Source organism: Skermanella sp. (assembly GCF_059503625.1).
In genome coordinates this window covers 1-19,171 of record NZ_JCACHA010000580.1, presented here as the reverse complement: position 1 = coordinate 19,171, position 19,171 = coordinate 1, and the positions used below count along the sequence as shown (strand labels likewise).

The 19,171-nt window shown below is 66.7% G+C and carries 17 protein-coding genes; 6 read left to right on the top strand and 11 right to left on the bottom strand.

What is annotated here, in order from left to right; all coding sequences use genetic code 11:
• The 3 genes from AC5JJ6_RS14305 to AC5JJ6_RS14295 form a co-directional block, all read left to right on the top strand.
• Positions 1 to 1,155 (top strand): calcium-binding protein (locus tag AC5JJ6_RS14305; protein WP_496042692.1); only part of this gene is annotated, 1,155 nt, incomplete at its 5' end.
• 103 nt (positions 1,156 to 1,258) lie between these two features.
• Positions 1,259 to 2,989 carry a type I secretion system permease/ATPase gene (locus AC5JJ6_RS14300; protein WP_496042691.1) on the top strand — a complete coding sequence of 577 codons (1,731 nt, stop codon included), beginning with the start codon at positions 1,259 to 1,261 and terminating at the stop codon, positions 2,987 to 2,989.
• Between the two features lie 10 nt (positions 2,990 to 2,999).
• Positions 3,000 to 4,343, top strand: a complete 1,344-nt coding sequence (locus AC5JJ6_RS14295; RefSeq protein ID WP_496042690.1) for an HlyD family type I secretion periplasmic adaptor subunit — start codon at positions 3,000 to 3,002, stop codon at positions 4,341 to 4,343.
• Positions 4,344 to 4,447: 104 nt separating this feature from the next.
• Here the strand turns inward: AC5JJ6_RS14295 and AC5JJ6_RS14290 are convergent, their stop codons facing one another.
• Positions 4,448 to 5,356, bottom strand: coding sequence for a LysR family transcriptional regulator (locus AC5JJ6_RS14290; protein WP_496042689.1), 909 nt, complete (start codon positions 5,354 to 5,356; stop codon positions 4,448 to 4,450).
• A 178-nt stretch (positions 5,357 to 5,534) separates the two neighbouring features.
• On the opposite strand from AC5JJ6_RS14290, the gene AC5JJ6_RS14285 reads away from it, so the two are divergent.
• Complete coding sequence (locus AC5JJ6_RS14285) at positions 5,535 to 6,698, top strand: mandelate racemase/muconate lactonizing enzyme family protein (RefSeq protein WP_496042688.1); 1,164 nt, start codon at positions 5,535 to 5,537, stop codon at positions 6,696 to 6,698.
• 46 nt (positions 6,699 to 6,744) lie between these two features.
• On the opposite strand, the gene AC5JJ6_RS14280 is transcribed toward AC5JJ6_RS14285, so the two are convergent.
• Positions 6,745 to 10,419 carry an ATP-binding protein gene (locus tag AC5JJ6_RS14280; RefSeq protein ID WP_496042687.1) on the bottom strand — a complete coding sequence of 1,225 codons (3,675 nt, stop codon included), beginning with the start codon at positions 10,417 to 10,419 and terminating at the stop codon, positions 6,745 to 6,747.
• A 271-nt stretch (positions 10,420 to 10,690) separates the two neighbouring features.
• On the opposite strand from AC5JJ6_RS14280, the gene AC5JJ6_RS14275 reads away from it, so the two are divergent.
• Positions 10,691 to 11,419 (top strand): Crp/Fnr family transcriptional regulator, encoded by a 729-nt coding sequence (locus AC5JJ6_RS14275; RefSeq protein ID WP_496042686.1) that lies wholly within the window; start codon positions 10,691 to 10,693, stop codon positions 11,417 to 11,419.
• 15 nt (positions 11,420 to 11,434) lie between these two features.
• Here the strand turns inward: AC5JJ6_RS14275 and AC5JJ6_RS14270 are convergent, their stop codons facing one another.
• From AC5JJ6_RS14270 to AC5JJ6_RS14255, 4 genes are all read right to left on the bottom strand, one after another.
• Positions 11,435 to 11,785: a hypothetical protein gene (locus AC5JJ6_RS14270; RefSeq protein ID WP_496042685.1), complete on the bottom strand. Its 351-nt coding sequence runs from the start codon at positions 11,783 to 11,785 to the stop codon at positions 11,435 to 11,437.
• A gap of 108 nt (positions 11,786 to 11,893) precedes the next feature.
• The gene (locus AC5JJ6_RS14265; RefSeq protein ID WP_496042684.1) at positions 11,894 to 12,241 is read right to left on the bottom strand and encodes a hypothetical protein; all 348 of its coding nucleotides are present in this window, start codon (positions 12,239 to 12,241) and stop codon (positions 11,894 to 11,896) included.
• A 230-nt stretch (positions 12,242 to 12,471) separates the two neighbouring features.
• The gene (locus AC5JJ6_RS14260) at positions 12,472 to 12,666 is read right to left on the bottom strand and encodes a hypothetical protein (RefSeq protein ID WP_496042683.1); all 195 of its coding nucleotides are present in this window, start codon (positions 12,664 to 12,666) and stop codon (positions 12,472 to 12,474) included.
• A gap of 109 nt (positions 12,667 to 12,775) precedes the next feature.
• Positions 12,776 to 13,345 (bottom strand): YgjV family protein, encoded by a 570-nt coding sequence (locus AC5JJ6_RS14255; RefSeq protein ID WP_496042682.1) that lies wholly within the window; start codon positions 13,343 to 13,345, stop codon positions 12,776 to 12,778.
• Positions 13,346 to 13,936: 591 nt separating this feature from the next.
• Here AC5JJ6_RS14255 and AC5JJ6_RS14250 point away from each other — a divergent pair.
• Positions 13,937 to 14,503 (top strand): hypothetical protein, encoded by a 567-nt coding sequence (locus AC5JJ6_RS14250; protein ID WP_496042681.1) that lies wholly within the window; start codon positions 13,937 to 13,939, stop codon positions 14,501 to 14,503.
• A 34-nt stretch (positions 14,504 to 14,537) separates the two neighbouring features.
• On the opposite strand, the gene AC5JJ6_RS14245 is transcribed toward AC5JJ6_RS14250, so the two are convergent.
• The 5 genes from AC5JJ6_RS14245 to AC5JJ6_RS14225 all read right to left on the bottom strand — a co-directional run.
• Positions 14,538 to 16,055: an amidase gene (locus AC5JJ6_RS14245; protein WP_496042680.1), complete on the bottom strand. Its 1,518-nt coding sequence runs from the start codon at positions 16,053 to 16,055 to the stop codon at positions 14,538 to 14,540.
• A 250-nt stretch (positions 16,056 to 16,305) separates the two neighbouring features.
• Complete coding sequence (locus tag AC5JJ6_RS14240) at positions 16,306 to 17,049, bottom strand: branched-chain amino acid ABC transporter ATP-binding protein (protein ID WP_044432470.1); 744 nt, start codon at positions 17,047 to 17,049, stop codon at positions 16,306 to 16,308.
• Positions 17,033 to 17,797, bottom strand: a complete 765-nt coding sequence (locus AC5JJ6_RS14235; protein WP_496042679.1) for an ABC transporter ATP-binding protein — start codon at positions 17,795 to 17,797, stop codon at positions 17,033 to 17,035. Before AC5JJ6_RS14235 ends, AC5JJ6_RS14240 begins: the two co-directional genes overlap by 17 nt.
• Entirely contained in the window at positions 17,794 to 18,846 is a 1,053-nt protein-coding gene (locus tag AC5JJ6_RS14230; RefSeq protein WP_496042678.1) for a branched-chain amino acid ABC transporter permease, read from the bottom strand. The genes AC5JJ6_RS14235 and AC5JJ6_RS14230 overlap by 4 nt, the downstream gene beginning before the upstream one ends.
• A gap of 23 nt (positions 18,847 to 18,869) precedes the next feature.
• On the bottom strand, positions 18,870 to 19,171 hold a 302-nt coding region (locus AC5JJ6_RS14225; RefSeq protein WP_496042677.1), incomplete at its 5' end, for a hypothetical protein.

Here is a 19,171-nt window from a genome sequence, read left to right as displayed (position 1 = left end):
AACGGCAACAACGTTCTTGACGGCGGCAACGGCAACGACCTGATCCGGGGTATCGACGGCGACGACGTCCTGAACGGCAAGGGCGGCAACGACACGCTGATCGGCGACCGTGGCAGCGACCGCAGCAACGGCGGCCATGGTCATGACCGCATCGTCTGGAACAACGGCGACGGCTCCGATTTCAACGACGGCGGCAGCGGCCACGACGTGCAGGAAGTCAACGGCGGCGACGGCGACGAAAAGTTCGCGCTCAAGGCCGGCGGCCACGACTTCCTGTTCGACCGCGTCAGCCCCTTCCCCTTCACCCTGAACGACCAGAACATCGAGAAGCTCGAGCTGAACGGCAACGGCGGCAAGGACATCTTCAAGATCCACAGCCTTGCCGGTACGGACCTGACGGAAGTCTGGTTCAACGGCGGCAAGGGGCACGACGAACTCGACGGCAGCGCCACCGAAGTCAAGATCAAGGCCTGGGGCGGCGACGGCAGCGACAAGCTGTTCGGCGGCTCCGCGGCGGACGAACTGAACGGCGACCACGGCGACGACCTGCTGGTCGGCAACAAGGGTGACGACAAGCACAACGGCGGCTCCGGCCACGATACCATCGTGTGGAACAACGGCGACGGTTCAGACACCAACAACGGCGGAGCCGGAACCGATACCCAGGTGGTCAACGGCGCCAATCAGGCGGGTGACGAGTTCGTCGTGAAGGCCGGCGGCAACGACTTCCTGTTCGACCGCGTCAACCTCGGCAAGTTCACCCTGAACGACAAGAACATCGAGAAGCTGGTGGTCAACGGCGGCGGCGGCGACGACAAGTTCACCGTCAAGGACCTCTCGGGCACCGACCTGCACAAGATCGTCTTCAACGGCGGCGACGGCAAGGACGTGCTCGACGGTTCCAAGACCCATGTCGACATCGAAGCCTACGGCGACAAGGGCAAGGACATCCTGGTCGGCGGTTCGGGCGACGACAAGCTGTACGGCGGCGACGGCGACGACGTGCTCACCGGCGGCAAGGGCCACGACATCCTGAAGGGCGGCGCCGGGCATGACGTCCTGACCGGCGGCCTGGGGGCAGACACCTTCTACAAGGGCGCCGGCGACATCATCACCGACTTCCAGCACGGCATCGACACGGTATTCATCGTCTGACGCCGCGCGGACGCGCCGGTTTCCCGGCGGGAGGCACAGCCTTCCGCCGGGGCTTTTCGCATAGCCTTACCGTTTGATCTCCCTCCACCGGGAACGATTGATCATGTCGAACGACCGGCCCCTGGCCGCGGCGCTGGCACGGTGCCGCCAGCCTCTCCTCTGGATCGCGGCTTTCAGCCTGCTGATCAACATCCTGATGCTGACCTCCTCGCTCTATATGATGCAGGTCTTCGACAGGGTGTTGGCGTCGGGCAGTCTCGCCACGCTGGCGTTCCTGACGCTGGCCGCAGGCGGCGCGCTGGCGCTGATGTCGGCGCTGGACTTCGTCCGCTCGCGCATGCTCGGCCAGCTCGGCGAATGGCTGGACCGGCGGCTGTCGGCGCCTGCGCTGGAGCGCTCGCTCGACGGCGTGCTGGCCGGGCGCGGCGACCGGATGGACGCGCTCCGCGACCTGGACAGCCTGCGCGGGTTCTTCGGCGGCGGCATCACCTTCCTGTTCGACGCCCCGTGGGTCCCGGTCTATCTGGCGGTGATCTACCTGCTGCACCCGGTCCTGGGCCACATGGCGGCCGGCGCCGCAATCGTGCTGTTCGCGCTGGCCCTGGTCAACAGCCACGTCACGGCCAAGCCTCTGGCCGCCGCCGGGATGGCGAACCGCCGGGCGATGCGGACCGCCGACTCGGCTCTCCGCAATGCCGAGGCGGTCGAGGCGATGGACCTGATGCCGGGACTGATCCGCCGCTGGGAAATGGATCACGAAGTCCAGCTGACATATCAGGCGACCGTCATGACCAGAGGCGCCGTGCTGGTCAACGCCACCAAGTTCCTGCGCCAGATGGTCCAGATCGCGATCCTAGGGCTGGGCGCGTGGCTGGTCGTTCGCCACGAAATCACCGGCGGCACCATGATCGCCGGCTCGATCCTGCTGGGCCGGGCGCTCCAGCCGGTCGAACTGGCGGTCGGCGGCTGGAAGCAGGTCTCCAACGCCCGCGCCGCCCGCCAGCGGCTGAATGAGTTCTTCAACCGTCCGGCACGCCGGCCGGCGGGACTGCCGCTGCCCGCCCCCAAGGGCCACCTGACGGTCGAGAACTTGGTCTTCCGGATGCCCGACGGGCAGAAGCCCATCCTGGCCGGGATAACGTTCGAGGTCCCGCCGGGCGAAGCCCTCGCCGTGATCGGCCACTCCGCCGCCGGCAAATCGACGCTGGCCCGCATGCTGGTAGGCCTGCACCCCCCGACCGCCGGCACCGTCCGGCTCGACGGGGCGGAGATCTTCTCCTGGAGGCGCGACGACATCGGCCGGCACCTTGGCTACCTGCCGCAGGACGTCGAGCTTTTCGCCGGCACGATCGCCGACAACATCGCCCGGCTCCGCACCCCCGACCCGGAAGCCGTAGTGACCGCCGCCCGGCTGGCCGACTGCCACGACATGATCCTGCGCCTGCCCAGCGGCTACGACACCGAGATCGGCGAAGGCGGGGCCATGCTGTCCAGCGGACAGCGGCAGCGGATCGGGCTGGCCCGCGCCCTCTATGGACAGCCCAGGCTGGTCGTGCTGGACGAACCGAACTCCGCCCTGGACGTGGAGGGCGACGAAGCGCTCAACCGGGCCATCGCCGCCATCAAGCAGGCCGGCGCGACCGTCGTGATCGTCGGCCACCGGCCCAGCACCCTGGCCCAAGCCGACCGCGTCCTGATGCTGCGCGAAGGCCGCCTGCACATGTTCGGCCCGCGCGCCGACGTGATCGAGCGCCTGACCCGCCATCAGGTCCAGGCCGTCCCCGCCAAGAACCAGCCCGTGCCCCAATCCGCCGTGCCGCAAACGGCATCGTGAGGAAGCTGTCATGACATCGCTCGCTTATGCATCTCCCGCCGCCCCGTCCACCGCCGCCGCCCTCGCCGACAAGCCGCCGGTCGCGCGCACGCTGGCAGCCGGCATCTTCATGGCAGTCGCCGGATTCGGCGGTTTCGGCACCTGGGCGGTGCTGGCGCCGCTGTCGAGCGCCGCCGTGGCGCCCGGCGTCGTCACCGCCGACACCAACCGCAAGACGGTGCAGCACCTGGACGGCGGCGTCATCGCCGAGATCCTGGTGCGCGACGGCGACCATGTGGAAGCGGGACAGGTGCTGATGCGGCTGGACGACCTGGAGACCCGCTCCGTCGTGACCCTGCTGGAAGGCCAGCGCCGCGCCTATTCCGCCCAGGAAGCGAGACTGCTTGCCGAGCAGCGCCACGCGGATCGCCTGATCTTTCCGCCCGCCCTGGCCGTACTCCGCACCGACCCTGAAATGGACGAGATCCTGACCGGCCAGGAACGCATCTTCGACAGCCGCCGCGCTTCCCTCCACGGCCGCATCACCGTCACGCGCCAGCGCATCGCGCAGTACGACGCCCAGATCGGCGCGCTCAACGCGCAACTGGCATCGGGACGCGGCCAGTCGGCCCTGATCCGCGAGGAACTGGTCGGAGTCCAGGAGTTGGCCGACAAGGGCCTGGAACGCAAGCCGCGCCTGCTGGCGCTGAAGCGTCAGGCCGTCGATCTGGAAGGCGAACAGGGCGAATACGCCAACCGCATCGCCCAGGCGCGCGAAGCGATCGCCGAAGCGGAGCTGGAGATCATCCGCATGGAAGCGGACGACCAGCGCGAAGTCGCGACCGAACTGCGCGAAGTGCAGATGCGGCTGGCCGAAGTGCGCGAGAAGCTGGCCTCCGCCCAGGTCCGCCAGGGCCGCCGCGACGTCGCGGCGCCGGAAGCCGGCACCGTCGTCCGCCTGCGCTATTTCTCCCCCGGCGCCGTCGTCCCCCCCGGCGGCGCGATCCTCGATCTCGTGCCCCGGGACGACCGGCTGGTGATCGAGGCGAAGGTGCGTCCGACCGATATCGACGTCGTCCATGCCGGGCTGCCGGCGAAGGTGATCTTCAGCGCCTTCAAGATGCGCACCACGCCGCAACTGGAAGGCACGGTCTCGCTGGTCTCGGCCGACGCGATGACGGAGGAACGGACCGGCGTCACATATTACACTGCCCGGATCGCCGTCGATGCGAAGGAACTCGCCAAGCTGGGCACCCGCCAGCTCCAGCCCGGCATGCCGGCGGAAACCATGATCGTGACCGGCGAGCGCACCATGATGGAATACCTGCTGCAACCCATCAGCGACACCTTCCGCGCCGCGTTCAGGGAGGAGTAGCACCAGGGACCGAACAGGCGACCGGTGAAGACACCCCTGCCGTAGCCTGCCGTAGGTCCGGCCTCTTCAGCCCGACATTTCTGCCGGAAGTTACCGGTCGATCTTCAATGCCGCCGGCTCCCGCTCAGAAGACGCCACAACTCGTCGGCGGCGTGGTTGCGGCGATCGAAGGCCCTGAAAAGCCTGATCTCGATGGGAATGTCGAACTGCTCCGGTCCCGCGCGGACCAGACGCGCGCGTGTCAGGTCTTCCGCGGCCAGCGTCAGGGGAAGCCAGGCGACGCCGTGCCCTTCGCGGGCCATGGTCAGCAGCGTTGCGGCGAGATGGGAGGTAAAGACGGTCTCCAGGCCGGCGATCCCGTCCCTGCCGCCTCGATGTGCAGCCAAGATCCTGCCAAGCCCGGAAGCCTGGCTGTAGGCGAGCAACCTCGTCTGTCTTCCTCCAATGCCTGGAAGCGGCCAGACCGGGCGGTTCTCCGCGTCCGGCGCGCAGACCGGAACCAGCACGTCGTCGCCCACATGGACGCTCTGGAACCGGGAGGGCTCGAAGCGCGTCGGTGCGTCCGCATGAAAGTGGCACAACAGGAAATGCACCTCGCCGCCGAGCATGATCTCCTCGCAGGCTTCCATGCTGTCCGAGATCAGGTTGAGGGTGCCGAGAGCCTCGAAACGCATGTGCCCGCGTATCCAGGCGGGAAAGAACGTAAATGACAGAGCGTGCGTCGCGGCGATCGACAGCGTCGTTCCCCCGTGCTCGCCCATGGCCCTGGTGTCGCGGCGCGCCCGATGCAGGTTGCGCATCAGATCGTCGGCCAGCGGCAGGAAATGGCTGCCGGCCGGCGTCAGGGTGGCTCCCTGGGCGCCGCGCACGAAGAGCGCTGCGCCGATCCAATCCTCCAGGGCGCGGATGCGACGGCTGAAAGCCGGTTGCGACACGTTGCGCGCGTCCGCCGCGCGCGAGAAATTCTTCTGCTCCGCCAGCGCCAGGAAGTCCTTGAGCCAGTCCAGATCCATGGCGATACCGATCCTGCATAAGGCGAACCGATCTTGGCATTGGCCAATCGGCGGCGTCCAGAAGTAGTTGATAGTCAAGCTCCCGCATGGGGAGTCCCTTGTTCCGCCGCCCACGCGCAGACAACAGGAGGAACTCCGCCATGAGGGTCTGGCACGTCTTATCCTGGGGAGACCATCCATGCGTATCGTCGACGTCCGTGAGATCACCAAGCCGATCGCTTCGCCGATCCGCAACGCCTATATCGACTTCTCGAAAATGACCGCGAGCCTGGTGGCGGTGGTCACCGACGTCGTCCGCGACGGGCGGCGCGTGGTCGGCTACGGTTTCAACTCGAACGGCCGCTACGGCCAGGGCGGCCTGATCCGTGAACGCTTCCGCGGCCGGATCCTCGAGGCGGCTCCGGAGAGCCTGCTCGACGACAGCGGCGACAACCTCGATCCGCACAGGATCTGGGCCGCGATGATGACGAACGAGAAGCCCGGGGGTCACGGCGAGCGTTCGGTGGCGGTCGGCACCCTCGACATGGCCATCTGGGATGCCACGGCAAAGATCGCGGGCAAGCCGCTCTTCCGCCTGCTGGCCGAACGCAAGGGCCGCGAGGCGGACCCGAGGGTCTTCGTGTACGCGGCCGGCGGCTACTACTATCCCGGCAAGGACGACACCGCTCTCCGGGCCGAAATGCGCAGCTATCTCGACCGCGGCTATAACGTCGTGAAGATGAAGATCGGCGGCGCCTCCATCGACGAGGACCAGCGCCGTATCGAGGCGGTACTCGCCGAAATCGGTTCGCAGGCGCAACTCGCGGTCGACGCGAACGGGCGGTTCGATCTTGAGACCGGCATCGCCTACGCCAAGATGCTGCGCAACTATCCCCTGTTCTGGTACGAAGAGGTCGGCGACCCGCTGGACTACGCTCTCCAGGCCGCCCTGTCCGAGTTCTATCCCGGCCCGATGGCGACCGGCGAGAACCTGTTCTCGCACCAGGATGCGCGCAACCTCCTGCGCTACGGCGGGATGCGGCCCGACCGGGATTTCCTGCAGTTCGACTGCGCCCTGTCCTACGGCCTGGTCGAATACCTGCGCACCCTTGACGTTCTGGATCAGTTCGGCTGGTCGCCGTCGCGCTGCATCCCGCACGGCGGACACCAGATGTCGCTCAACATCGCCGCCGGCCTCGGGCTCGGCGGCAACGAGAGCTACCCGGACCTTTTCCAGCCCTATGGCGGCTTCCCGGACGGTGTGCGTGTCCAGGACGGGCACATCGTCATGCCCGAATTGCCCGGCATCGGCTTCGAGGGCAAGTCCGACCTTATCAAGGTCATGCGCGAACTGGCGGAGTGATAGTCGGAGCAACGGTTCCCGCACCGAAGAATGACGCCGTGCACCCTCACCCCCGCACGAAGCGCCTCAGCACGTCGCAGAACTCCGCCGTGGCGGTGAAGGTCGGCAGGTGACCCTTTCCTTCAAAGCAGTAGAGCGACGCTCCCGGTATCCGGCCCGCCATCTCGCGGGCGGCGGCGAAGGGCACGTCCCGGTCGTCGCCGCCATGGGCCAGCAGCGTCGGGACGGCGACTCGCTCCAGCAGCCCGGTGACATCGTTCCTGGGATCGAAGGGGAAGAAGCGCCTGATGGTATCCTCATGCAGGTTGAGGCACTGATCGATGAACTGCTTGCGCAACTCCTCCGTCCCCGGCTCGGAGAAGATCGTCGGCGCGAAGGCTTCGACGGCGCGGCGCAGGTCGCCGGCTTCCAGCGCCGCCGTCAGGCCGCCGGCCTCCGCCCCTTCCGGGACCTTCGTCCCCAGACCGACGGTCTGGCGCCAATAGGCCCCGACCAGGACCATCCTGCTGAGAAGCTCCGGCTGAAGCACGGCAAGCCGGATCAGCAGCAGAACGCCCCGGGAAATACCGACGCCGACGACCGGTCCGCCGGCTCCGGCCTCCGCCAGCACCGCGCGGACGTCCTCGGTGTGGTCGTGCATGTCGTAGCCGGGCGCCAGCGGGTCCGATGCGCCGGTGCCGCGCGGGTCGATCGTAATGATCCGGAACTCCTGGCACAGTTCCTCGATCAGCGGCTGGAACACCGGCAGGCCGTAGACGAAGGGATGGATGAAGACCAGCGTCGTCGATCCCGCCCCGTGCTCGTAATAGGCGACCCGTCCGCCGGCCCGCGTTATGCTGAGCGGGCGGTGAAGCCGGTTGGCGATCGCGGGGCGGCGATGTTCGTCCTCTTCCAAACCGAGCGCCTGCACGTAAGCCCCGTTGGCTCCCGCCAGATCTCCGCGCAGGCTCAGCAGGTCGCCCAGCAGGGTCAAAGCTTCGATACGGCATCGCTCGTCCGGATCTCCGGTCTTCTCGGCGGCGGCAAGGCCGCGTTCGGCCAAGGCTATCGCCTGGGCCAGCCCGTAGCGCGACTTCGCCTTGGCCGCCGCCTGAATCAGGTAGCGGGCGGCCTTGTCCCACTGCTCCCCCGCCTCGCTATGGTCCGCCAGCGCATCGACGACAGCCGCAAGGCCGTTGGGCCACAGGCTTTCCATCGCGGCGGCGACAGCCGCATGCAGCGCGACGCGGCGGGGCCGGGGCAGGCTTCCATAGGCGACCTGACGGGTCAGCTCGTGCTTGAACCTGTATTCGGCGGAGGGGAGGAAACGCGTCTGGTACAGGAACTCGGCGTCGTTCAGTACCGCCAGCGCATCCCGGACGGCATCGTCGCCGTAGCGGCAGACCGCCAGCAGCGGATCGAGGGGGACCGTCCGGCCCAGCACGGACGCCGTCTGGAGCACCTGCTTCTCCAGCGACCCCAGCAGGCCGATCCGGGCCGCGATCACGTCCTGGACCGTGGCGGGCATGCCGAGGTCATCGGCATCCCCGACCGCGCGGTAGGCGCCGGGCCGTCCCTCCAGCCGTCCGGTTTCCACCAGAGCCCTTGTCATTTCCTCAAGAAACAGGGGATTGCCCTCGGCACGCCGGATCAGGCCGCGCTTGACCGGGTCCAGGTCCTCGCCCGGACCCAGCAGGCGGCTGAGCAGGGCGTCGGCATGATCGTCCGTCAGGGGGGCCAGATGGCACAGCGTGTAGCAGCTGTGCGCCGTCCAGGCATCGCGGAAACCGGGCCGGTACGTCACCAGCAGAAGGATCGCGGCGGGCGGCAGTATCCGAACCAGCCCATCGATGACAGCGATGCTTTCCTCGTCGGCCCAGTGCAGGTCGTCCATGACGATCACGACAGGTCCGCGCCGCGCCTGGGCGGTCAGCAGCGCCAGGACGCCGTCGATGATCGAACGCTGGCGCTGGGAAGCCCCCATCCGCGTCCAGTCCGGATTCTCGACGGGCAGGTCGAGCAGCCAGGACAGGGCGGGAACGGCCGGGAGAAGATCGAGCGGTTCCACCATCTCCCGCAGCCGGGCCGCCACGGCCTCCGGTTCGGCCGTATCCGCGATGCCCAGCCAGCCGCGCAGCAGCCTGCGGACCGGCAGGAAAGCGCCGGTTTCGTGCGGGGCGCTGTCGGCAAGCAGCAGGGTCCAGCCGGCGTCCGGCAGCGCCTGGGCGAAGTGATGCGTCAGCCTGGACTTGCCGATCCCGGCGTCCCCCACGATGGACACGATCCGGCCCTGCCCGGCGCCGGCCTTCCGGCGGGCTTCCTCAAGGGTGACGAGTTCGGCCGCCCGTCCGATGAAGGCGTCGAGCCCGCGCGCCGCCGTCAGGTCCCAGCGGGTACGGGCACGGGTAGCGCCCAGCAAGTTCCGCAAGGCCGCCGGTCCTGCGGCGTGATCCGGCGCGAAGTCGCGCGGATCGGCGAAGCGGAAATAGCCCGCCGTCCGGCCGAAGACGGCCGATGTCACCGCCACGACCCCGGCGGGGAGCAGGTGCACCAGCCGCGCGGCGGTCTGGATGGCGGGCCCGATGGTTTCCATCCCGCCTGCCGCCGTCTCCCGCACCAGGACCTCGCCCGAATCCAGGCAGGCCGACAGGCAAAGCTCGCCCCCGCTGCCGGACGCCAGGGCGGCCCGCATGGCGAGCGCCGCCCGGCAAGCCTGGACGGCGTGGTCCTCCAGGGTCCGCCCGACGCCGAACAGCACGACGGCCGAAGTCCCCAGCGCGGCCTCCAGGGTGCCGCCGAAGCTTTCGACCAGCGGCCGGAGCGCCGTCAGGAAATCCGCCTGCCTCGACAGTTCCTCCGGGTCGGCGCCGTCATCCGCGATCCGGTGAACGCAGGCGGCAAGCACCGTCGCGACCTTCCGCTCAGCTCCGGCCAATCCCGAAACCGCGGCTGGAACCGCCGGTTGAACCGGCACCGGCGCCTGCGCCGATCCCGGCGCCGGCTCCACCGCGGCGGGTGCGGCGGCCGTCTTCCGCCGCAGGTCCTGCCACGCCGCCACCAGCGGCTCGGCCGGTGCGGCATGGTCGCGAAGCTGGCGCAGGGAAACGGCATACTGCTCCTCGGCCGCGTCCCGCCGGCCGCTCTCGGCGAGCAGACGCAGCAGCAGCGAATGCCTGCCCGCGTCGTCCGGATCGAGGGCGACGGCGCTGCGGGCGAACGGCAGTGCCGCGTCGGAGTCGCCGGCATGACGCTCGACCAGGGCCGACAGGATCTGGCGGTGGAGGGCCCGCGCCTCTTCCCGGACGGCTATCCGCCAGACTTCGAAGTCCGGGCAGGCGGAAAGCTCGAGTCCTTCCAGGAAATCGCCCCGGAACTCGGCTTGCAGTTCAATCAGCGTGGCGGTGCCGACACCCTCGATCCCGCCGCCGATCCGCGTCCTGACGGCAGCCAGATCGATATGCGAACCGGCGGGATCGAACGATACGAGGTCGCGGGTCGCCAGTATCCGGGCCCGGTCGGGCTCGTTGACGATCGGCCGCAGCTTGCTCAGGCTCCAGCGCAAGGCTCCCTTCGGATCGTCCGGAGCGTCCCACAGCAGCGCGCAGAGCCGCTCACGCCGCAATGGGCGGTTCGCCAGCGCAAGATAGGCCAGCAATCCGCGCGTCTTCCGGGAGGGGGGCAGTTCAAGCCGCTCCCCGTCGCGCGATATCTCCATTTCGCCCAGGAGTCGGATGCCGAGCATCGATTCCTCCGGAAGGAGTTTGCAGGATTCGACGCGGGGCGGCTTTCTCAGAAATGACTCAGGCGAAGTAGCCGGCACGGAAATGACCGGCACCTGTGCAGCCCTTCACACCGCTTCCAACGGCGAGGCTTGAAAATACCACTGTGGCTCAAACGACCGCATACACGATTACTGGGTAAATCAACGACCATCCCGACAGGTCGATGGACTCGTCCAATCTTAGGTCAACCCGATCTTCGGCTTCGAGGACCGGGCAGCCAGGAGAGCCTTGATGGCAGCGTTATCGCATCCGAGCAAAGTGCAGTTTCTCGCACGCGCATCCTTCTTTGAAAACTTCGCCCCGGTGGAACGGGAGTCCATCGCCGCCCGGCTTAACTCGCGCCGCTTCAAGGACGGCGAAGTGATCTTCATGCGGGGGGATCCGGGATCGACGCTGATGATCGTGGTCGAGGGCCGGGTAAGGATCGGCGTCAATACGGCGGAAGGGCGGGAGATGCTGCTGACCATCATGGAACCCGGCCAGATCTTCGGCGAGATGAGCCTGCTGGACGGCCAGTCGCGCAGCGCCGACGCGACGGCGATGGGGGACACGCTGGTCCTGACGCTGGAGCGCTCCGATTTTACGGCCACGCTGCGCCAGTTCCCGGAGGCGGCGCTGCGCCTTTGCGCGATGCTGTCGGAAAAGCTGCGGCGATCGACCGATCAGGTCGAAGGCGTCACGCTGCACCCCGTCAACGTCAGGCTGGCGCGGCTGCTGCTGACGATAGCGGCCCAGGCCTCGAAACAGTCGCCGAAGCCCATCGCCGGAATCGGCACTCCCCGGCTCAAGGGCAACCCGACTCAGCGCGACCTGGGCCAATTGATCGGCGCCAGCCGGCAGAAGGTGAATTTTCATCTGGGACAGTGGCAGGCGGAAGGCATCATCGCACGCGACGGCAACGCCTTCGCCATACAGAACTGGAAAGCCCTTCAGGCCATCGCCAACAGCGACGCGGAGTGAAGGTTCACACGCGGCTTACCGCGACTCGAAGCGCCAGGAAAAGCCCGGTGGCGGCGGAGGCGGACGGTAGTAGCGGGAGCGCTCTTCATAGTACCGGTCCGGCATCGCGAAGCGGTCGCGCCGCCATTCCTGCTGGCGCCGGGCCTCGCGGTGGCGGCCGATCACCTCACCCAACTGGATGCAGGCACGGCGGTCGCCGTAGTTGCAGGCTCGTTTGAGCCCATCGGCCTGATAATGCCTGCCGCCCCTGTCCCATCCCCGATTCCTGTCCCAATCGGCGGCTGCCGGAAGGACGGACATCAAGAGAAGGGAAGCGGAAGCGATCAGTAGCCGGACACGCATGGCGACACCTAGCGGATTGTTCATCTGCAAGTATCAACAAAAAAGCGGCCCGATTATTCCGGCGGCCGTTCCAGGGACCATCCTTATCTTTAGGTATGGTCCCGGAACAAATCACCGGTTCGGATCAAGCCGTCAGAGGCCGGTGGAGGCCGTCTTCGAGCCGCTCTCGACGCGCAGCTTGTCGCCGTCGCGGGTCAGGACGAGACTGGCGGCCGGCGCGCCGGCATCGCCGCTCAGCTCGATCGTGGCGGACTGGCCGGCGGCCAGATCGTGCGTGAAGCGCAGGGCCGGAGCGGCTTCGGTGGCGGAGACGGTCGTGACGACTTCGAACTTGTCTTCGGCGTTCGTGAAGAAGACCACGGCGGAACCGTCACGCAAGGCTACGGTCCGGGCCTGCTGGGCGCTCACGACGTCGGCGGCGGAAGCGATCGAAGGAACGAGGAGAGCGGCAACGGTGGCAAGGCCGAGAAAGCGACGCATGGGAAGCTCCTTATGGTGCAGTGCAATATACTGCATTCCATATAGGCCCACATGGTTTAAAAAGCATGAAATTTTGCAGTGCAAAAAAGCTATAGGTGGCTTGCGTCAACATGCGCATCCCTTTGGAAGATGCGCTCACCCCGTCGCGTACACGACAGCGGTACCCCTTGAACATGACGGGTATCGACCGGCCCGTGTCTTCGGCCCGGCCGATACCCGTTACATGCCGGTTATTTGCGGTCGCGAGGCGGGTTCAGCATCGGCATCCACATCTGCATCGACATCTTGATCCAGTTCTGGACGAATTCCTGCTGCTGCCGATGCATCTCGGCGGTCCAGGCGCCGCGCATCATGCCGGCGGAAGAATTCGCGGCCGACAGCCACATGCTCATGAAAGGGTTCTTGGCGGTGAAAAGGTTCTGCATGGTGTTCTCTCAATCCCGTTGTTCACAAAGACAACATCCCGCAGTGCAAAACGGCCCTGCGGGATATCCAGTTCATTGGAGTAGGATCGAGGAAGCGGCCGCGAAGACTCTAGGCCGAGGCGGGCAGCCCTGACGCGAGTCCCCCGGAAAGCACCGGAACGCTTTGGCTTTCCCGATGGCGCAGACGCCGCAGGCTCAGCTCGGACCGCAAGCGCCACAGGTTGCTGACGAAGCACATGGTGTCGGACGCCAGACCGAAGGGCGAGCCGACGACCGCGTTATGGGCCGCCCACCCCATCGAGCACAGCACGAAGAACCAGCGCAGCTTGAAGGTATCCTTCTGCCAGCGCCCCAGCGTCGCCATCGCCATGCCGAACGCGGCGCCGGCCGATGCCAGGCCGTTCCAGGTCAGGAACGTCAGCACCGCGATCATCGGGACCGTCGACCAGAACAGGATCGTGGTCGCCCGGCTCCGCTGCTGCGGCAGCGAGGCGGTCGCCTGCACCAGCGTCATGACGCACATGCCCGCACCGCTCCAGGCGCCGAGCAGCCCGTAATGGATGCCGAACATGACGGTGGCGAATGCCTGAACGGCGAGAATAGCGCGGCGATCCTTGAGGAAACCCCAGGATGAACCGGCAACGACTCCGGCAAGGCCAAAAATTTCGGCGGCGAGCATGGCTTTGAACAGCACTGATGAAGGTGTTGGGGAGAAGACAGGACCGTATATACGCCCCCTAATGATCCGCATCCCGTGCGATCTCCGCCGGGGAGCCATGCAGAAAATGTGGCCCATTAGCCGCAGTTGTCACATCTGCACCACACCCGAGAGAAGGGGTTAGCGGCTGTGAGTACGACAATATGGATTGCCTCGGCAGGAGAGGAGCCGAATCGATGCCGCCGGAAGGCAATGGCTGCGCAAGCAGGGGCGTTTCGCCGGCGGTCGCATAGGCTGGTAAATTTTTCATGAGCGGCAATTCGCCACGTTAACGGCGTTCTTCCGGCGACCGTAACCGGTAGCTGTAATTTGACCTAGATCAAACCATCCCGTCATAGACCGGAGGATGTGGATATTAAGCATTTAGGTATAACGGGCTTTCCCCGATCATAGGCCCGATCCCGTCGAATTTATTCGCAATTTCAATGAATTAAACTGGCGTGGAAATAATGGGTGAGGGCACCCAGTTTATCGGAATGGGTAAGTATTCATTAACCTAAACAGCCGTATCGAAGTGTTAACAGATCTCGCTGTGGATGGAACAAGCGCACCATGAACAACGATCACGATGCCGGCCCGGATGAAAGCTCCTTTGTGATCGGACAGGCTCTGTCCGGACGCCACCTGCTCGACAGCCCGATGGAGACCTCCTCCTATCAGGGTACGGCCCGCTACAACGGCGGCGAGTCCCAGGGTTACTCTCCCCGTCCCCTGCCGCGTCCGCCGATGCGCCGGATGGACCATCGCGGCACGCCGGACCGTATCGCCACCCCCGAGCGTCCGCAGGCGCAGCCTCAGACGCCCCCCGCCATCGACCGCCGCTCGGCCACCGCCCCGCTCGTCCGTCAGGCCCCCGCCGTGGCCGATCTCGACGCCGACGACGATGACGACGATCTCAACTCCAACGGTCTGGTCTCCCGCGCCGGCTGCCCGCGCGGCTGGCTGATCTCCGAGGCCGAACTGGAACGCCGCTTCGCCAAGCTGGGCGCCCGTTTCGAGGACGTCGAAGTCGACACCGAAGCCGACCGCCACGTCATCCCGATCCAGCCCGCCCGCCCCGCCCAGAACGCCTCCTACACCTCCCTGTTCGACCTCCCCCGCCGCGCCCGGAGCCGCTGAAAGCGGCTCCGCCCTTCAAGTCCGGCCTTTCACCTTATCCCTTCAACTCCTCCCCGCCCGACTGCTCGAACGCGTAGGCCGCCCTGTAGATCGTCGCTTCGTCGTAGTGCTTGCCGATCAGCATCGTGCTGGCCGGCAGTCCGTCGATCAGGCCGCAGGGGATGGCCATCGCGGGATGATGGGTGATGTCGAAGGGGGCCGTGTTCGTGATCATTTCGAAGGCCCGCTTGACGATGGACGTTACCGGCGCATCCGCTTCCGGCATCGGGGTCGCCTTCATCGGAGTCGTCGGCATCAGCAGCAGGTCGCAATCGGCCAATGCCGCGTCATAGGCCGCGCGCAGCCGCCGCGCGATGTTGACCGCCTTGCCATAGGGCTGGACGCCCCGCTTATCCAGCACGTAAGTCCCCAGCAGCAGCATCAGCTTGGTCGTTTCCGACAGCTCGTCGGCCCGCTGGCGCCAGGAATGGTGCCGGTCCATCAGGCTCGACACATACAGGTCGGGGCGGCTCAGCCCGTAGCCGTCGCCGTACATCATCGTCTGGGTCAGCCCCAGCACGCCGATCGGCATCCAGATCGCGACACCCTCGCGGTGCATCGGGATCGAGATTTCCTTCACGGTCGCGCCCAGCTTGGCGAAGTGCTCCGCCGAGCGCCGCACCGCCGCGTCCACCGCCTCTTCCGAGTCCGGGTGGCCGAAGCCCTCCTTGACCACGCCGATCTTCATGCCCTTGACGCCGCCCTCCAGCATCTCGGCATAGGGCGCCGTCTTCACGTCGTACTGGCGCGGATCGTAGCCGTCCGGTCCGGCCATCACCTCCAGCATCAGGGCGTTGTCCTTGACCGTCTTGGTCATCGGGCCGGTGTGATCGACGAAGATCTCGATCGGCATGATGCCGGTATAGGGCACCAGCCCGTGAGTCGGCTTCATCCCGTAGATGCCGCAGAAGGAGGCCGGCATCCGGATCGAGCCGCCCTGATCGCCTCCGACCGCCATATCGACCTCGCCCGCCGCCACCAGCGCAGCACTCCCCGACGAGGAACCGCCGGCGGAGTAGCCATGCTTCAGCGGGTTGTGGACCGGGCCGGTGATGTTGGTATGGCTGCCGCCCGACAGGCAGAAGGCCTCGCAATGCGACTTGCCCACGATCGTCGCCCCGGCGTCCAGCAGCCGGGTCACGATGGTCGCATCGATTTCCGGGACATAGCCTTCCAGCGTCGCCGAGCCGTTCATCATCGGCACGCCGGCCAGCATGATGTTGTCCTTCAGCACGACCGTCTTGCCGGACAGCTTGCCCCCCGGAGCGCCCTCGACCGTCGTCTTGACGTACCACGCGTTGTAGGGGTTGTCCTCGACCATCGGACGGTAGCCGGGCGTCCGGGGATACTTGACCTCCGGCAACTCGTCGCGCATCCGGTCGACCTGATTGAACTGCTCGACGCTCGGCCCCATCAGCGCGGCGAACTCCTCGGCCTCGGCCGAAGTGAGCGACAGGCCGATGGTACGGCCGACATCCAGCACCGCTTCACGGGACGGCTTCTTGATGGGCATGAGACCCTTCCTCCTTATTGAAACGATTTACGCAAACTTTCGTCATCCGGGCACCGCTTTCCCCATCGTCCTCCTCGAAACCCCAACCGTCATCCCCGGACTTGATCCGGGGATCTCCCGGCAACGGCTGACATGAGGACATCAACCTGACGTCCGACGATACCCACTCACCTCTCGAGAGGAGATCCCCGGATCAAGTCCGGGGATGACGGTTAGGGGAATGGCGCCATGACAAAAACACCCCATCACCTCACGGCGCCAGATACCGCAGCAGCTCTGGATGGCTGCCGATCTCGCCGGCTCCTCCCTCCAGCACCACCCGGCCCCGCGCCATGACCAGCGCGTGGGTCGCTACCCGCAGCGCGAGGTCCAGGTGCTGCTCGACGATGATCAGCGCCATCGTCTTCGACAGCTCGCCCAGCCGGTCGGCCAGTTCCTCGATCACGCCGATCCAGACGCCTTCGGTCGGCTCGTCCAGGATCAGCAGCCGGGGTTCCCCCAGCAAGGCCCGGCCGACCGCCAGCATCTTGCGCTCGCCGCCGGACAGCGTGCCGGCCTGCTGGTCCAGCCGTGTCCCCAGCTTGGGGAACATCGCCATGACGCGGTCCATCGCATCCGACTTCGGCTTCATCAGCGACCCGACCTTCAGGTTCTCCCGCACCGACAGCTTGGCGAAGACGGCCCCTTCCTGCGGCACATACCCTATCCCCGACCGAATCCGCTGCTCGGTCGGCAGCGCCGTGATCTCCGACTTGCCCAGGAACATCCGCCCCGTGGCCGCCTTCATCTCGCCGGCTATCGTCTTCATCAGCGTCGTCTTGCCGGCGCCGTTGCGGCCCAGCACCGCCAGCCCTCCGGTGGCGGGCACCAGCAGCGACACGTCGAACAGCGCCTGACTGGTGCCGTAGAAGGCCGAGACCTCCTGCACGTCCAGCGCCGAGGGTCCGCGCACGGGCGGGACCGTCCGCCCGACGACGTCAAGTGCGACGGACATAGACCTGCCTCACTTTCTCGCAGTTCTGAATCGTCTCGATCGTGCCGCTGTTCAGCACGGCGCCCTGGTCCAGCACGGTCAGCACGTCGCAGATCTCGCGGATGAAATCCAGGTCGTGCTCGACGATGACGACGGCGCAGCGTCGCCGGATCGGCTCCAGCAGCTCGCCGGTGATCCGGCGTTCCTCTATGCTCATCCCGGCGGTCGGTTCGTCCAGCAGAAGCAGGTCCGGCCCGGTCGCCATCGCCATGGCGATCTCCAGCCATTGCTGCTCGCCGTGCGACAGGCTGCTTGCCACGTCGTCGGCCCGGTGCAGCATACGGAACTGTTCCAGCGCCGCCCAGACCTTTCCGTGCAGCCGCCGGCGCGACGACGACCGCAGCAGCGACCCGATGCCTTCGCGCGCCTGCGTCGCCAGCAGCACGTTATCGTAGACGGTCAGTCCCGGCAGGACGCTGGTGATCTGGAACTTGATCGACATCCCCGCCCTGGACCGCTCCGACGGCGTCGCCCTGGTGATGTCGCCGCCCTTGAAGGTGACGGTGCCGGACGTCGGCAGATGCTCGCCCGCGATGGCCTTCATCAGCGTGCTCTTGCCAGACCCGTTCGGCCCGATCAGCCCATGGAATTCCCCGGCCCGGACCTGCATGTCGACCCCGTCCAGCGCCTTCAGCGCCCCGAAGACCTTATGCACGCCCCGGATCTCCAAAATCGGAGCCGCCGCCGCAGCCGCCATCGCCGCCGTCATGGCGCACCCCCCGTCCCGCTTTCCCGCCGGAACGACCCGATCCGTTCCCGCTCCGGCACGAACAGGCCCAGGATGCCGGTCGGCTTCAGCAGGATCACCAGCAGCATCAGCACGCCCAGGATGACCGGCCAGAAGTCGCGGATGACCGGCTGATCCGCCAGGAACAGGCTGCCGACCTCGATCATGGCGCAGCCGACGATCGCCCCGATCAGCGTCCCGGACCCGCCCAGCAGCGCATACAGGACGATCATGGTCGAAAGGTTGATCCCCAGGATGCGCGGTCCGGCGAACCCCTCGTGATAGGCGTACAGCGCCCCGGCCAGCCCGGCGATCATGCCGGACAGCGAGAACACGATGGCCTTGAACAGCTGCACCCGGTAGCCGAAGAAGGCCAGCCGCCGCTCCTGCTCCCGCATTCCCGCCAGCACCAGCCCGAACTGCGAGCGCACGAAGAACCGGCACCCCAGATAGACGACCGCCAGCAGCGCGAAGGCCAGATAGTAGAACTCCGGCCCCTCGAAGAATTCGACCGGCCCCAGCGACAGCACGGGGATGCCCGACAGCCCGTTGGCGCCGCCGATATAGTACCAGGCCGCCGCCAGCCGTTCCGCCGCATAGGACCCGGTCAGCGTGCCGAGCGACACGAAGATCACCGTCGGCGTCCGTTTGCCCAGCAGCAGGAACATCGCCATCAGCAGCGCCAGCGTCATGCCGACCAGCGCTCCCAGCGGCAGGGTGATCAGCCCCTGCGCCAGATCCATGTCGCGCCCCAGCAGCCCGACGACATAGGCCGACGTCCCGAAGAACAGCGCCTGCCCGAAGCTCATGATCCCGGAATAGCCCCAGTTCAGGTCGAAGCTGAGGGCGACCATGCCCAGGATCATCACCTTGGTCAGGAAGACCACCCAGAAGAACTCCAGGAACAGCGGCATCACCGCCAGCGCCAGGAAAACGGCGATCTCGACCATGAGAAGCCGGGGCAGGCGCGACGGCCGGGAGAACGCCAGCCGCCCCTCTCCCGCTCCAGGCTTGTGAACCACATCCGCCATCTATCGGACTCCGCGATACGTCATCAGGCCGGCCCGCATTCCTTGGGTTCCACGGCGCTGCTCGACTTGGAGATCAGGTCGTAGGTCCCCGCCTTGGCGACCGCGATATACATGTTCATGCGGCAATGGCCGGTGCCGGGTACCATCTCCGCCCCGCCGCCGGGACCTTCCGCGATCCTGGTGGTCTGGAGCGCCTTCGACACCGGCTCCCGGTCCAGGTCGCCGTCCGTGGCGATGACGGCCTGTTCCCACAGCTTGATGCCGCGCCACATGCCGGTAGCGGCGCTGCCGGCGGTCAGGCGATAGGGCGAGCCGGGATACTTCG

Coding starts and splice junctions, on each gene's coding strand:
- AC5JJ6_RS14300 (WP_496042691.1), top strand. CDS start 1,259: ATGTCGAACGACCGGCCCCTGGCCGCGGCGCTGGCACGGTGCCGCCAG.
- AC5JJ6_RS14295 (WP_496042690.1), top strand. CDS start 3,000: ATGACATCGCTCGCTTATGCATCTCCCGCCGCCCCGTCCACCGCCGCC.
- AC5JJ6_RS14290 (WP_496042689.1), bottom strand. CDS start 5,356: ATGGATCTGGACTGGCTCAAGGACTTCCTGGCGCTGGCGGAGCAGAAG.
- AC5JJ6_RS14285 (WP_496042688.1), top strand. CDS start 5,535: ATGCGTATCGTCGACGTCCGTGAGATCACCAAGCCGATCGCTTCGCCG.
- AC5JJ6_RS14280 (WP_496042687.1), bottom strand. CDS start 10,419: ATGCTCGGCATCCGACTCCTGGGCGAAATGGAGATATCGCGCGACGGG.
- AC5JJ6_RS14275 (WP_496042686.1), top strand. CDS start 10,691: ATGGCAGCGTTATCGCATCCGAGCAAAGTGCAGTTTCTCGCACGCGCA.
- AC5JJ6_RS14270 (WP_496042685.1), bottom strand. CDS start 11,785: ATGAACAATCCGCTAGGTGTCGCCATGCGTGTCCGGCTACTGATCGCT.
- AC5JJ6_RS14265 (WP_496042684.1), bottom strand. CDS start 12,241: ATGCGTCGCTTTCTCGGCCTTGCCACCGTTGCCGCTCTCCTCGTTCCT.
- AC5JJ6_RS14260 (WP_496042683.1), bottom strand. CDS start 12,666: ATGCAGAACCTTTTCACCGCCAAGAACCCTTTCATGAGCATGTGGCTG.
- AC5JJ6_RS14255 (WP_496042682.1), bottom strand. CDS start 13,345: ATGCTCGCCGCCGAAATTTTTGGCCTTGCCGGAGTCGTTGCCGGTTCA.
- AC5JJ6_RS14250 (WP_496042681.1), top strand. CDS start 13,937: ATGAACAACGATCACGATGCCGGCCCGGATGAAAGCTCCTTTGTGATC.
- AC5JJ6_RS14245 (WP_496042680.1), bottom strand. CDS start 16,055: ATGCCCATCAAGAAGCCGTCCCGTGAAGCGGTGCTGGATGTCGGCCGT.
- AC5JJ6_RS14240 (WP_044432470.1), bottom strand. CDS start 17,049: ATGTCCGTCGCACTTGACGTCGTCGGGCGGACGGTCCCGCCCGTGCGC.
- AC5JJ6_RS14235 (WP_496042679.1), bottom strand. CDS start 17,797: ATGACGGCGGCGATGGCGGCTGCGGCGGCGGCTCCGATTTTGGAGATC.
- AC5JJ6_RS14230 (WP_496042678.1), bottom strand. CDS start 18,846: ATGGCGGATGTGGTTCACAAGCCTGGAGCGGGAGAGGGGCGGCTGGCG.